Source organism: Streptomyces sp. NPDC002851 (genome assembly GCF_053591935.1).
The window spans coordinates 26,007-37,356 of sequence record NZ_JBSFUT010000021.1; the positions used below are offsets into that span (position 1 = coordinate 26,007).

The 11,350-nt window shown below is 71.0% G+C and carries 11 protein-coding genes, 1 tRNA gene and 1 riboswitch; of the genes, 7 read left to right on the forward strand and 5 right to left on the reverse strand.

What is annotated here, in order from left to right; all coding sequences use genetic code 11:
* Positions 1–35: 35 nt before the first annotated feature.
* Positions 36–1,724, reverse strand: a complete 1,689-nt coding sequence (locus tag ACWD10_RS22275; protein ID WP_451093579.1) for a hydroxysqualene dehydroxylase — start codon at positions 1,722–1,724, stop codon at positions 36–38.
* 411 nt (positions 1,725–2,135) lie between these two features.
* Between ACWD10_RS22275 and ACWD10_RS22280 the strand changes: the two genes are divergently transcribed.
* The 3 genes from ACWD10_RS22280 to ACWD10_RS22290 all read left to right on the forward strand — a co-directional run bounded on the left by ACWD10_RS22280 (position 2,136) and on the right by ACWD10_RS22290 (position 4,300).
* Positions 2,136–2,924, forward strand: coding sequence for an alpha/beta fold hydrolase (locus ACWD10_RS22280; protein ID WP_451093581.1), 789 nt, complete (start codon positions 2,136–2,138; stop codon positions 2,922–2,924).
* Positions 2,925–2,982: 58 nt separating this feature from the next.
* A riboswitch (guanidine-III (ykkC-III) riboswitch) is annotated at positions 2,983–3,046 on the forward strand.
* Between the two features lie 16 nt (positions 3,047–3,062).
* Positions 3,063–3,377: a DMT family transporter gene (locus ACWD10_RS22285; protein WP_451093583.1), complete on the forward strand. Its 315-nt coding sequence runs from the start codon at positions 3,063–3,065 to the stop codon at positions 3,375–3,377.
* 149 nt (positions 3,378–3,526) lie between these two features.
* Positions 3,527–4,300 carry an alpha/beta fold hydrolase gene (locus tag ACWD10_RS22290; protein WP_451093585.1) on the forward strand — a complete coding sequence of 258 codons (774 nt, stop codon included), beginning with the start codon at positions 3,527–3,529 and terminating at the stop codon, positions 4,298–4,300.
* A gap of 102 nt (positions 4,301–4,402) precedes the next feature.
* Here ACWD10_RS22290 and ACWD10_RS22295 read toward each other — a convergent pair whose 3' ends face one another.
* Complete coding sequence (locus ACWD10_RS22295; RefSeq protein ID WP_451093587.1) at positions 4,403–5,446, reverse strand: LPXTG cell wall anchor domain-containing protein; 1,044 nt, start codon at positions 5,444–5,446, stop codon at positions 4,403–4,405.
* Positions 5,447–5,733: 287 nt separating this feature from the next.
* Here ACWD10_RS22295 and ACWD10_RS22300 point away from each other — a divergent pair, with 287 nt between their 5' ends.
* The 3 genes from ACWD10_RS22300 to ACWD10_RS22310 all read left to right on the forward strand — a co-directional run bounded on the left by ACWD10_RS22300 (position 5,734) and on the right by ACWD10_RS22310 (position 7,890).
* Positions 5,734–6,147: an SAM-dependent methyltransferase gene (locus ACWD10_RS22300; protein ID WP_451093589.1), complete on the forward strand. Its 414-nt coding sequence runs from the start codon at positions 5,734–5,736 to the stop codon at positions 6,145–6,147.
* Positions 6,148–6,239: 92 nt separating this feature from the next.
* Positions 6,240–7,274: an ABC transporter permease gene (locus tag ACWD10_RS22305; RefSeq protein ID WP_451093590.1), complete on the forward strand. Its 1,035-nt coding sequence runs from the start codon at positions 6,240–6,242 to the stop codon at positions 7,272–7,274.
* A gap of 58 nt (positions 7,275–7,332) precedes the next feature.
* Complete coding sequence (locus ACWD10_RS22310; protein ID WP_451093592.1) at positions 7,333–7,890, forward strand: TetR/AcrR family transcriptional regulator; 558 nt, start codon at positions 7,333–7,335, stop codon at positions 7,888–7,890.
* A gap of 36 nt (positions 7,891–7,926) precedes the next feature.
* On the opposite strand, the gene ACWD10_RS22315 is transcribed toward ACWD10_RS22310, so the two are convergent.
* Positions 7,927–8,002: transfer RNA gene (locus ACWD10_RS22315), tRNA-Ala, on the reverse strand.
* Between the two features lie 96 nt (positions 8,003–8,098).
* Between ACWD10_RS22315 and ACWD10_RS22320 the strand changes: the two genes are divergently transcribed.
* On the forward strand, positions 8,099–9,373 hold the full coding sequence (locus ACWD10_RS22320; protein WP_451093594.1) for a Tm-1-like ATP-binding domain-containing protein: 1,275 nt from the start codon (positions 8,099–8,101) through the stop codon (positions 9,371–9,373).
* Between the two features lie 28 nt (positions 9,374–9,401).
* Here ACWD10_RS22320 and ACWD10_RS22325 read toward each other — a convergent pair whose 3' ends face one another.
* Positions 9,402–10,124 carry a transporter substrate-binding domain-containing protein gene (locus tag ACWD10_RS22325; RefSeq protein WP_451093596.1) on the reverse strand — a complete coding sequence of 241 codons (723 nt, stop codon included), beginning with the start codon at positions 10,122–10,124 and terminating at the stop codon, positions 9,402–9,404.
* Positions 10,125–10,268: 144 nt separating this feature from the next.
* A complete protein-coding gene (locus ACWD10_RS22330; RefSeq protein WP_451093756.1) occupies positions 10,269–11,129 on the reverse strand; it encodes a MurR/RpiR family transcriptional regulator in 861 nt (286 codons plus the stop codon).
* Positions 11,130–11,350: the final 221 nt, after the last annotated feature.

An 11,350-nucleotide genomic window follows, 5' to 3' on the forward strand; every position in this document is an offset into this window, starting at 1 on the left:
CGGCCGATCCGGCAGACGATGGGTTCCCCGCGTGCTCACCCGAGGTCGAAGGTGTTGGGCAGGCCGAGGCGGTAGCGGGCCTCGTCGACGCGCTTCAAGGGCTCCAGCTCGGGCGGGCGGTACAGCTCCCAGATGTGGCACCGCTCGGCGTCCGAACCGTCCGCGTCCAGAAGCGCGTTGACGGCCCGGCGGGCGGACTCGTTGGCGCCCTCCATGGTCGCCAGGTCGACGTCCGTATGGACGTAGTCACCGGCGAGGAAGAAGTTCGGGACCGCGGTGCGGGCGGTGGGACGGTGGTAGAGCGTGCCGGTCGGGTGGATGAGGAGCTGTTCGCGGTTCTGCGGGTCGGGGCCGCCCAGGCCCGTCACCGCCGGGTCCATGAACCACCCGAGCCGGTCCTCGTCCCGGAGGGTCGTCTTCCCGGCATCGTTCAGGGCGTCCTTCAGCTGGGCCCAGAGCTCGGCGACGATCTCGTCCTTCGTGCACGCGCGCGCGGGCTTGCCGTACAGGATTCCGGGCTGCTCCCACTCGGAGATGATCACGGAGAGGCAGTCGGCGGCCCGGCCGTCGCCGTAGTCGCGCGGGAAGTTCCGTACGTCCCAGAACTGGGCCTGCCCGATGGCGGTCACCGACCAGGGCGAGTCGAGGCAGTTGATATGGCCGTGCACGATCGGCGTGGGCGTACGCAGATAGAACATGACACCGGTCATCCAGTCCGTCTGGAGCGCATCGCACCGGGCGAGCTGCGGGTCGGCCGCGCGCAGCGCCGGACCCCACGTCACGCGCGCGTGCTCGACGGGCAGCGCGGAAACGTAGTGGTCGGCGGTGACGGTGCGTTCGTCGCCGCCATCACGGTTCGTGACGCGTACGCCGGTGATCCGGCCGTCGGCGTACCCGACCTCCCGCACCTGGGTGCCGGTGACGAACTCGACGCCCAGCTCGCGCAGCCGGCGCTCCCAGGGGTCGAACCAGGCTTCGCTGGTGGGGGCATTGAGGACGCGGTCGATGTCGGCGTCCCCGTCCATGCCGCGGCCGAGCAGGCCCCACAGGAGCAGGGCCTCGATGATGACGCGGCCGACGGTGCGCGTCGACGCGACCTGTGCGCGGGTGGCGACGAGGTTACGGGTCTGACCGATGCCGAGGACCGTCCGGTACTCCTCGCTCATCTCCCCGGCACGGATGAAGTCCCACCACGCCACCTTCTCCCACTGGTCGTCGCGGCGGGCGTCGCAGCTGGTGAGGTGGACGAGAAGGCGGTCGGCGAAGTAGGCGGCCTCGTGGGCGGGAAGGCGGGTGCCGAGGTCGAGCACGGACAGGATCTGGTCGCGGATCCAGGACGGGGTGAGATCAGCGAGCCGGGGCGGGGTGGTCGCGCGCCGGAGCGGGAAGTGCAGGTCCGGACGGCCGTCGGCGCGGGCGAAGAGGGCCTCGGTGCCGCTGCGCAGGTTGTCGCGGACGCCGCCCGCGTTGCCGGGCACGGGGATACGGCGCATCGTGTCGGGCAGATTCCGGTAGAAACCCGGGAAGAAGCGGAAGCCGTGCTCGCCGGGCAGCGGTCGGCGGCCGCCGGTGCCGGTTCCCGGGACGTCCATGGAGCGGGCCTTGCCACCGAGGGCGTCGTAGTACTCGTAGACGGTGACGGCGTAGCCGCGCTCGGCGAGTTCGTGCGCGGCGCTGAGCCCGGACACGCCCCCGCCCAGGACGGCGACGCGCTTCCGGTCCACGGCACGCGCACCGGACGCCGTTCCTAAGGCAAGAACTCCGGCCGCTCCCCCGGCCCCGGCGAGGAAGCGTCTGCGGGTGTGGCCGCCCGGCCCCGGCCGCGTCGTGGGCTGCGGTGTGGGGTGTGGCGTCTCGACCGACGGAGGTTGTGGTGTCGACTCGGCGGACGGAGGCTGTTGTGTCGTCATGAGCAACAGAGGCTAGGGAGCGGGGACGGTGTCCGGGGGAAGGTTGCCGGACCCGCTACAAGGTGCTCACAACACGCGGCGTGGCGCGGCCGGTTGGTCTCGTAGATCCGCTAGCGGTCTCGTACATGCGCTTGTGGTCTCGTACATGCGCTTGGCGCGGCCGTGATCGTCTACGGCGGCCACCGTCACCGCGACAACAACCGCGGGCGGACCTAGCCTGAAGTCATGGCGAAGGTACAGGTCAACGGCCTAGAGGTCGCCTACGACCAGGTGGGCGAGGGGCCGCCCGTGGTGTTCCTGCACGGCGCCGCAGAGGACGCCCGCGTCTGGCGGCCGCAACTCGACGCACTGGCCGACGCGTTCACGGTCGTGGCCTGGGACGAGCCAGGAGCGGGCCGCTCCTCCGACCTGCCCGAGTCGTTCGGCCTCGCGGACTACGCGCACTGTCTCGCCGCGGTCGTGGAGGCGCTGCGGCTCGGTCCGGCGCATATCGCCGGTCTCTCCTGGGGCGGCACCGTCGCCCTGGAGTTCTACCGCCACCACGCGGACCTCGTGCGGACGCTGATCTTCGTCGACACCTACGCGGGCTGGAAGGGCTCCCTGCCCCCGAAAGAGGTGCGGGCCCGGGTCGAGGGCGCGCGGCGGATGCTGGCCGCGCCGCCCGGCGAGTTCGACCCGACCCTGCCCGGACTGTTCGCCGACGAGCCGCCCGCCGCGTACGTACCGCTGCTCGACGCGATGGCGGCCGTCGTACGCCCCGAGACCTTGCGGACGGCGCTGGCCCTCATGGCCGAGACCGACCAGCGGGATCTCCTGCCCACCGTGTCGGTGCCCACCCTGCTGCTGTGGGGAGAGCGGGATGTGCGCTCGCCCCTGGCCGTCGCGCGGCAGTTCCGGGATGCGATCCCGCAGGCCGAGCTGGTGGTGATCCCGGGCGCGGGGCACGTCAGCAACCTGGAACGTCCCGAGGCGTTCAACCGGGCCGTGCGCGGCTTCTGCCGCGCCCACTCCTGAGCCAAGGTGCGTTACGTCACCGAGCGGCGACCAGGCGGACGAATGTGCGAAACTGGGTTTCGAGCCCCGACCCGGCTCCCGGACGAGGTAGCGCCGTACCCGGCATTTGACGACGGCGCCGAAGGGAGCCGTTCCGTCATGTCGTGGATCATTCTCGTTCTCTCCGGCGTCCTCGAGGCCGTCTGGGCCACCGCCCTGGGCAAGGCCGAGGGGTTCACCCGCCTGTGGCCCACCGTGATCTTCGGTCTCGGCCTGGCCCTGAGCATGACCGGTCTCGCCTTCGCCCTGCGCGAGCTGCCCGTGGGTACCGGGTACGCGGTGTGGGTGGGCATCGGCGCCGTCCTCACCGTGACGTACGCGATGGTCTTCGGCGGCGAACCGGTCTCCCTCGTCAAGCTCGGCCTGTTGGCGGGCATCGTGGGCTGTGTGATCGGGCTGAAGGTTCTCCACTGACTCCGCTGAGTCATCCCACTCCGTTGAGCCATCCAACTCCGTTGCGTCATCAGACAAGTGCACACAGTTACTTGCGGCTCGAGCGATGATTTCGCGGCCGCCCGGTCGTCCACCTTGCGTAACCACAGAGCGAGGCAGGGACAGTGACCATGGGTGAGTACGTACAGCTCGGTGCCGTGAAGACCTGGTACGGCGAGGAGGGCAAGGGCGAACCGCTGGTGCTGATGCACGGTGGCCTGGTGGACGCCCGGTTCTTCGAGCCGAACCTCGGCGCGCTGACCGAGCACTTCCACGTCTACACACCGGAGCGCCGCGGGCACGGGCACACCCCGGACGTGGAAGGGCCGATCACCTATCAGTTGATGGCGGACGACACCATCGCCTTCCTGGAGACGGTGGTGGGCGAACCGGCCGATCTCGTCGGGCACAGCGATGGGGCGTTCACCGCCATGCTGGTCGCGATGGAGCGGCCCGAGCTGGTGAAGCGCCTCGTACTGATCAGCGGCGGCTTCAACAAGTCCGGTTCGGCCGAGCCGGAGGGCACGGAGTGGAACGTGGACGAGATCGCCGCGTTCCTCGGCCCGGCCTACGCCGAGGTGTCGCCGGACGGCGAGGAGCACTTCAAGGTCGTCGCCACGAAGATCGGCGAAATGGCGGCGCGGGAACCCGACCTACGGGCCTCGCAGTTGAGCGCGATCACCGCCCGCACCCTGGTGATGTTCGCCGACGACGACCTGGTGACCCTGGCTCATATGACGGAGATGTTCGAGGCCCTGCCGGATGCGGAACTGGCCATCGTTCCGGGCACGTCGCACTTCCTCACCCAGGAGAAGCCCGAGCTGGTCAACCGCCTTGTCGTGGACTTCCTCACCCGGGAACCGGTGACCACTGTCGCGCCGATCCGCCGCGCCCCCACCACCTGAGCACTCAGGCTGGGCACACCGCGGCGCCTGGTCGACGCGGGCCGTGGTGGCCGCGTCAACCAGGCGCTGTGCAGCGGATCTTCGTCAGGCGGTGGCCGCGCGTCAGGCGGTGGCGGCGCCCTCACCCTTGCGGCGCTTCACCGCGAAGACGACACCGGCACCCGCGAGGACCGTGATGCCACCGATCAGACCGATCGTCGGCAGCGCGGAGTTGGAGCCCGTCTCGGCGAGTTCGCCGGTCACCTCGGGGGCGTCCTGCTTGCTCGGCTTCTTCGGCATGGCCGGAACCTGGCCGCCGGTCTGCGGCTTGGTCCCACCGGTGTTCGTACCGCCCCCGACGATCTGGAACTTGTACGCGACCTGCCCGAAGCCCAGGCACTCGGCGTCCTCGTCGGTGTACACGCTGCCGCCGAGGGAGAAGCCCGCTCCGACCGGGGCGGTGGACTTGACGTTGAGCCGCATCGGGATGTCGACGAGGTGGTCCGGCTTCAGTTCACCGGTCCAGCCGACGACGCCGACGGCGTAGCCCTCGGTGCCGATGGTCTCCCAGGACTTGGCGCCCGCGTTGTACGCCTGGATCTCGACCTGCTTGTTCTTGAAGATGTCCGCGCCGTCCTTGTCGGCGGACGCACCGGCGACGAAGAACAGGTTCTTCAGAGTGGAGTCCGACGAATTGAGCACCGTCATACGGAACTTGTGCCAGCCGCTACCCCGGGCGATCTTGCCGGAGAGGCCCTTGATGTCCACGTCGACCTTGGAGTCCTCGCACTGGGCGGGCTCCGTCGGGTCGTCCGTGGGCTCGTCGGACGGCTCGCCGGTCGGGTCCTCGGTCGGGGTCGAGGTCGGGGTCGGCTCGGTGGGCTTGTCCGTCGGCTTGTCCGTCGGCTCGCCGGTCGGCGTCGACTCGGTGGGCTTGTCGGTGGGCTTGTCGGTGGGCTTGTCGGTGGGCTCCTCGGTCGGGTCGGTAGGCTCCGGGTCCGCGGACTCGCTGGGCTCCTCCGACGGCTTGGGGTCCTCCGGTGCGGAGGACGACGGGGACGGGGTCGTGTCGTCGGTCGCGAACGCGGCCGAGCCGCCCGCCATCAGAGCGGCAGGGGCAAGGGCGGCCGCAGCGGCGGTGACCGCCAGTGCACGGCGAAGCTTCATGAGTCCTCAAGAAGTCCGGCGCGCTGTGCACCAGCACAGCGCGGAGGTGAGATGGCCTCCGCGGTGGGGGCGCGGGTCTGGCCGTTGCTACGCGTAGTTGACCCGCGATGGCTGAAAAGGGTTGCACTGAATCTCACACAATTTTTATGTGACGCAGGGCACATGCGCCTCACTGCTCGTTCGCGTTCGTCGGCCGCGGCGCCGTCAGCCTCTTGGCGGGGGCGGGAGTTGCCGGGGCCGACGGCTGACCCGGCCTGACCTGACCTGACCTGACCTATCGTGGGCGCATGCCTCCCCTCTCGCGACGGCTGGCCGAGGCCGTTGACGCGTTGCCGATCGAGCCGCACTCCCGGGTCCTGGAGATCGGGTGCGGGCCCGGGGCCGCCGCCCGCGCCGTCGCCGCGCGGCTGGATTCCGGTCACATCCTGGCGATCGACAGGTCCGCCGCGGCCGTGGCCCAGGCCCGCACCGCCTGCGCCGAGGAGATCGCGTCCGGCCGCCTCACCGTACGGCAGTGCGCGGCCGAGGACTTCGTCCCGGAGTCCGGCGAGGGCCCGTTCGACCTGGTCTACGCGTTCCGGGTCGGCGCGCTCGACGGCCGCCACCCGGAAGCGGGCCGCCGGGCGCTGGCTCGTATCGCCGCCGCGCTCGCTCCCGCGGGGCGCGTCTTCATCGACGCCTCGCGACGTCAAGACCCCTGACGAGCTTCGAAGCAGCGAGACACCGGGCACGACGCACCCACTTGCGGCCCTTACCCCTGCTTATGCGGCATATCGGCGCTTACCGTGTGCCCATGCAAGAGCCGACCGGTCACCGCGAGCGGTGGCAGCGCTTCAAGCACTCGCCGTTTCTGCCCGCGACCGTGCTGCTGTTCATCCTGGCGGCCGCGGCCGGGCTGTTCGCCGGGAGCTATACGTACGCCATGGCCGACCCCACGCCGCGCCATGTCCCGGCGGCGGTCGTGGGGGCCCACGACTCGGTGCGGGGCAAGGCGTTCGTGGACGGCATGGAGAAGGCGCTCGACGCGACGCTCGCGCTGGAGCCGTACCGTACGTACGCCGAGGCCGAGGCGGAGGTCGACGAGCAGCGGGCGTTCGCGATCCTCGATGTGCACGGGCAGGACCGGGTCACGCTCGCCGTCTCGGGGGCGTCCGGCGCATCCGTGGCCGAACTCCTCGCGCAGGCGGGGACGGAGGTGGGTGAACGGCTCGACGTGCCGGTCACGGTCAGGGACATCAATCCGATGCAGCCGGGCGACCCGCGCGGCCTGGCGATCTTCTACATCTCGCTCGCCGCCGTCATCATCGGCTTCGTCGGGGCGATCCAGTTCAGCGTGCACGCGCGCAGCCTCGATCCGCTGGAGCGCATCGCCTTCACCGCGGGGTACGCGCTGCTCGGCGGCTTCGCCATCGCCGCGGTGGTGGACTGGTGGCTGGGCGCCCTCGACCTGCCGTTCGCCGAGTCCTGGATGATCCTCGCGCTGACGATGTTCGCCTCGGGGATGGTGTTCACCATGTTCAACACCCTCGTCGGGCGGTGGGCGATGATCCCTACGTGGGGCCTGATGGTGCTCCTCGGCAACCCGTCGTCGGGCGGTGCCGTCTCCTGGCCGCTGCTGCCCTCGCTGCTCGGGCACATCGGGCGCTGGCTGCCGCCGGGGGCGTCGGTGAACGCTCAGCACACGGCGGTGTACTTCGGCGACCACCAGCACGTGTTCCCGTTTCTGGTCCTTGCCGGGTGGGCGCTGCTCTCCTGCTCGGTGTTCTGGTTCTGGCGGCATCGCCATCCCGGGGGCCGTGAGCCGTCCGCCGGGGAAGCCGCGGCCTGAGCCTGTGGTTGTACGGTGCGAGGCGTGACGTTCGCGTTCCGGAGGGCGATGGCGGCTCATGCATGACGACCTGATCTCTCATGTCGTGGCGGTCGCCGATGACCTCTTCTACACCCATGGCGTCCAGGCCGTGACGATGCAGCGCATACGGTCCGCGGCCGGGGTGCCGTTGAAGACGCTGTACCGGTTGTTCCCGTCCAAGGACGAACTCCTCGCCGCCTGCCTCGACCGCCGCGACCACATCGCACGATCCGCGATCAAGGAGGCTGTGGGCGCGGCCGACGACCCGGTGGAGAAGGCGCTCGCCGTCTTCGACTTCCTGGACGGCTGGTTCCACCAACCCGGCTTTCGTGGCTGCGTGTTCGCGGGCGCCTTCGGTGAGGCGGGGGCCGCGGCGCCGGTCGTGGTACGCGCGGTCCGGGCGCACAAGCAGGGCCTGCGCGAGCTGATGACCGAACTGGCGGCGCAGGCGGGCACCCGGGACGCGGAGGCGGTGGGCGCCCAACTCGCCGTGCTGTTCGACGGCGCCATGGCCTTGGCCACGTTCACGGGCGACACGCAGGCGGCCCGACACGCACGGCGTGCGGCACGGGCCGTCCTCGACGCCGCGCGCTGATCGCGGTGCGCGTACGAGTCGACAGCGCGGGCAGGGTGGGCGGGGTGACCGGATTCGAACCGGCGTCCTCCCACATGCGGTGAAGGCGCGACGACCACTGCGCTACACCCCGCCCGAGCGTGATCGTACTAGTCGGACGCGCGGTGCGGCGGCAGTGTCCGGAGTCGCGGTCTTGCACGGACTGTCCGGGGCGCCAACACTGCTCGCTATGCCGATAGTTGTGCTGGTGGGGACCTTGGACACCAAGGGCGAGGAGTACGGCTGGGTTCGGGACCGGTTGCGGGCGCGCGGCGTGGAGACGCTGATCGTCGACACCGGCATCATGGGCACGCCGCGGGTGCCCCCGGACATACCGCGCGACGTGGTGGCGCGGGCGGCCGGGTCCGATGTCACGAGGCTCGCCCGCGACGGCGACCGCGGGGCGGCGGTGACGGTGATGGCCCAGGGCGCCGCCCGCGTCGTCACCGAGCTGCATGCGTCCGGTCGGCTGCACGCGGTGCTCGCCGTCGGCGGCAGCGGCGGTACGTCCATCGCGACCCGGGCGATGCGGGAACTGCCGCTGGGCGTACCCAAGTTGATGGTGTCCTCGATGGCGGCCGGGAACGTCTCGCCGTACGTCGGAAGTACGGACATCGCCATGCTCTACAGCATCGTCGATATAGCGGGCGTCAACCGGGTGTCCCGGCCGATACTCGCCAACGCCGCCGACGCGGCCGCGGGCATGGCCCAGGGGTACGCGACCGCCGCTCGCGCCGAGCGCGCGGTGGAGCTCAGCACGGGCGACCGGCCCCTGGTGGCGGCCTCCATGGCCGGGGTCACCACGCCCGGCGTCGACGCGGCCCGCGCCCGGCTCACCGAACTCGGCTACGAGGTCCTGGTGTTCCACGCCTCGGGCACCGGGGGCCGGTCCCTGGAGGAGCTGGCCGGACGCGGCCTGTTCGCCGGGGTGCTCGACCTGACGCTCTGCGAACTCGCCGACGACGCGCTCGGCGGGCTCCTCACCGCCGGTCCGGACCGGCTGCGCGCCGCCGGGCAGGCCGGGGTGCCGCAGGTGGTGAGCCTCGGCGCCCTTGACATGATCAAGTTCGGCCCGCCGGAGACGGTTCCCGAGCGATACCGCGGGCGGCACGTCCGGGTCCACAACCCGTCCATCACCGTCGTCCGCACCACCGCCGAGGAGGCCACCGAACTCGGCCGCCGCATAGCCGCGAAACTCCGCGCGGCCATCGGCCCCACGATCCTGTTCCTGCCACTCCACGGCCTGTCGACCCTGGGCGCACCGGGCGGCCCGTACCACGCACCGGAGCTCGACCAGGCCCTCTTCGACGCCTTGCGGAACGGCCTACGCGGCAGCTCAGTGGAGATCGTGAACGCCGCCACCCACCTCAACGACCCGGACTTCGGCCGCACGACCGCGGACCGACTGCACGCGTTGATCGGCGACGCGGCGACGGCCCCCGCGAAGACGGAAATCCGGACCTGACCCCGGACCCTCGCCGTCGCCCTTGGGCCTAGGCGGGCGGCGCCACCAGGGAGGCGGACTGCCCAGCACGGCGCAGCGCGTCGCCGATGAAGCCGTTGCCTTTGAGCTCCTCCACCAGGTCCCGGAGGAACCGCACGGTTTCGGGGCGACGCGTCCGTGTCGTCCCCACGGCCTGCCGGATCTCCATGAACCTGCCCTCGATCAGCCGGACTTCAGGATGCGCGGCCGCGTACTCCACCATCGGCTGCCGGATCCCCGCCCCGACTTCCAGCCCCTCAGCCGCGAACACGTCGACGCCTTCCTCACCGCGTACAACGGTCGCGTTCCGCAACGTACGGGAGAGGAACAGGTCGTACGCCGAGCCCCGCTTCACACCAATGCGTACGCCGGTCCGGTCCACGTCGGCGATGGTGGTCACCGGCGAGTCGCGGGGCACCACGTACACCCCCTCGATCACGACGTACGGCGCGGTGAAGGCGACGTCGGCCTCGCGCGCCGGCTCGATCGCGAGGAAGCAGAGGTCGGCCCGCCCGTCCGCCATCGCCTCGTACGACTTCCTGGCCGCGTCGAAGCAGATGAACTCCACCGGCACACCGAGCCGCGCCGCCGCCTCCCGCGCGATATCGACGGTGACACCGGTCGGCGCCTCGGGCGTGCCCTGGGCCAGCACCGGATTGCCCAGATTGATGGCGGCCCGCAACACGCCGGTGGGCGCCAGGTCGTGGGCGAGGGTAGGCGTCGCGGTATTCATGGGCCGGATTTTAGGCCCCGGACGTTCGCCGTACGGCCGCTCCGCCTACTGCCGTAATCACCCGGATATACGCCGTCGTCGTACGCGGATATACGCCGTCGTCGTACGCGTCCCGGGTCGACGCGGCCCGGCGGGGGCGCCCCCTCAACTTCCCTTGCGCCCCTTCCGGTCCAGCAACTGCTCCCGCAGCGCGGTGAGTTGGTGGGACGTCTCCACCGCGCGGGACTCGTCCAGGGTGGTGAGCGCGAGCAGCAGCGCGTCCGCGACGACCAGGGCCGTGAGGGCTTCCGTCGTGATGCCGGTCGGGGTGTGCGGGGCGGTGAGGACCGCGTCGACCCGGGAGCCGTAGACCTCGGCGAGTTCGTCGGTGACCAGGACGACGCGGGCGCCGACCGCCTGCGCGCGGTCGATCAGGACGGACAGTTCGGTCAGGGCGCGGCCGGGCTGGAAGATGACCACGGCGTCGCCCTGGCGGACGGCCAGGAGTTGGTCCGCGAGGGCGAAGCCGGTGGCGCCTGCGTAGCGGGCGCGGCGGCCGATGCGGCCGAGGGCCAGAGCCAGGTGCCGGGCGGCGAGTTCGGACGCGGCGATGCCGTAGCAGTGGATCTCGCCCGCCTCGGCGAGCAGGGACACGGCGTCCCGCAGCGCCTCGCCCGGGGTGAGCCTGCGGGCATGCTCGATGCGCTCCTGGGCCTCGTCGAACACCTCGCCCCAGATGTCGTCCAGGTCGCGTCCGACGTGCGCGATGCGCTTCTGGAGGCGGACCTCCGGGGCGACCGCGGTGGTGAAGTCCGCGGCGAGTTCCCGCTTGAGTGCGGGCAGGCCCGCGTAGCCGAGGCGCTGCAGGGCGCGTACGACGGTGGCGTTGCTGGTGCCGCTGGCCGTGCCGAGCTCCTGTGCGGAGGCGAACAGCAGGGACTCGGCCGGGGCGGTGCCCAGGTAGCGGGCGACCGCGCGCTCCGACGCGGAGAGCGCCTCCCACTGGTCACGGACGGTGGTGCGCAGGCGTGTGACCGCCTCGCCGCCGAGTCCGTTGACCGCCTCCCCGCCGGAGCCACCGGAGCCACCGGCTCCGTCGGATCCGTCGACTCCGCTCGCGCCGTTCTCCTCGTTCCCCACGGTGCCGTTCACTCCATCTCCTGAAATATTCATTACAGCTCTTGACTGTCGTGTGACCGACGTTACTGTTCTGCACAACGCATTCCACGAGGAGAGCGTTTCGTAAC

Coding starts and splice junctions, on each gene's coding strand:
- ACWD10_RS22280 (WP_451093581.1), top strand. CDS start 2,136: ATGGCGAAGGTACAGGTCAACGGCCTAGAGGTCGCCTACGACCAGGTG.
- ACWD10_RS22285 (WP_451093583.1), top strand. CDS start 3,063: ATGTCGTGGATCATTCTCGTTCTCTCCGGCGTCCTCGAGGCCGTCTGG.
- ACWD10_RS22290 (WP_451093585.1), top strand. CDS start 3,527: ATGGGTGAGTACGTACAGCTCGGTGCCGTGAAGACCTGGTACGGCGAG.
- ACWD10_RS22295 (WP_451093587.1), bottom strand. CDS start 5,446: ATGAAGCTTCGCCGTGCACTGGCGGTCACCGCCGCTGCGGCCGCCCTT.
- ACWD10_RS22300 (WP_451093589.1), top strand. CDS start 5,734: ATGCCTCCCCTCTCGCGACGGCTGGCCGAGGCCGTTGACGCGTTGCCG.
- ACWD10_RS22305 (WP_451093590.1), top strand. CDS start 6,240: ATGCAAGAGCCGACCGGTCACCGCGAGCGGTGGCAGCGCTTCAAGCAC.
- ACWD10_RS22310 (WP_451093592.1), top strand. CDS start 7,333: ATGCATGACGACCTGATCTCTCATGTCGTGGCGGTCGCCGATGACCTC.
- ACWD10_RS22320 (WP_451093594.1), top strand. CDS start 8,099: ATGCCGATAGTTGTGCTGGTGGGGACCTTGGACACCAAGGGCGAGGAG.
- ACWD10_RS22325 (WP_451093596.1), bottom strand. CDS start 10,124: ATGAATACCGCGACGCCTACCCTCGCCCACGACCTGGCGCCCACCGGC.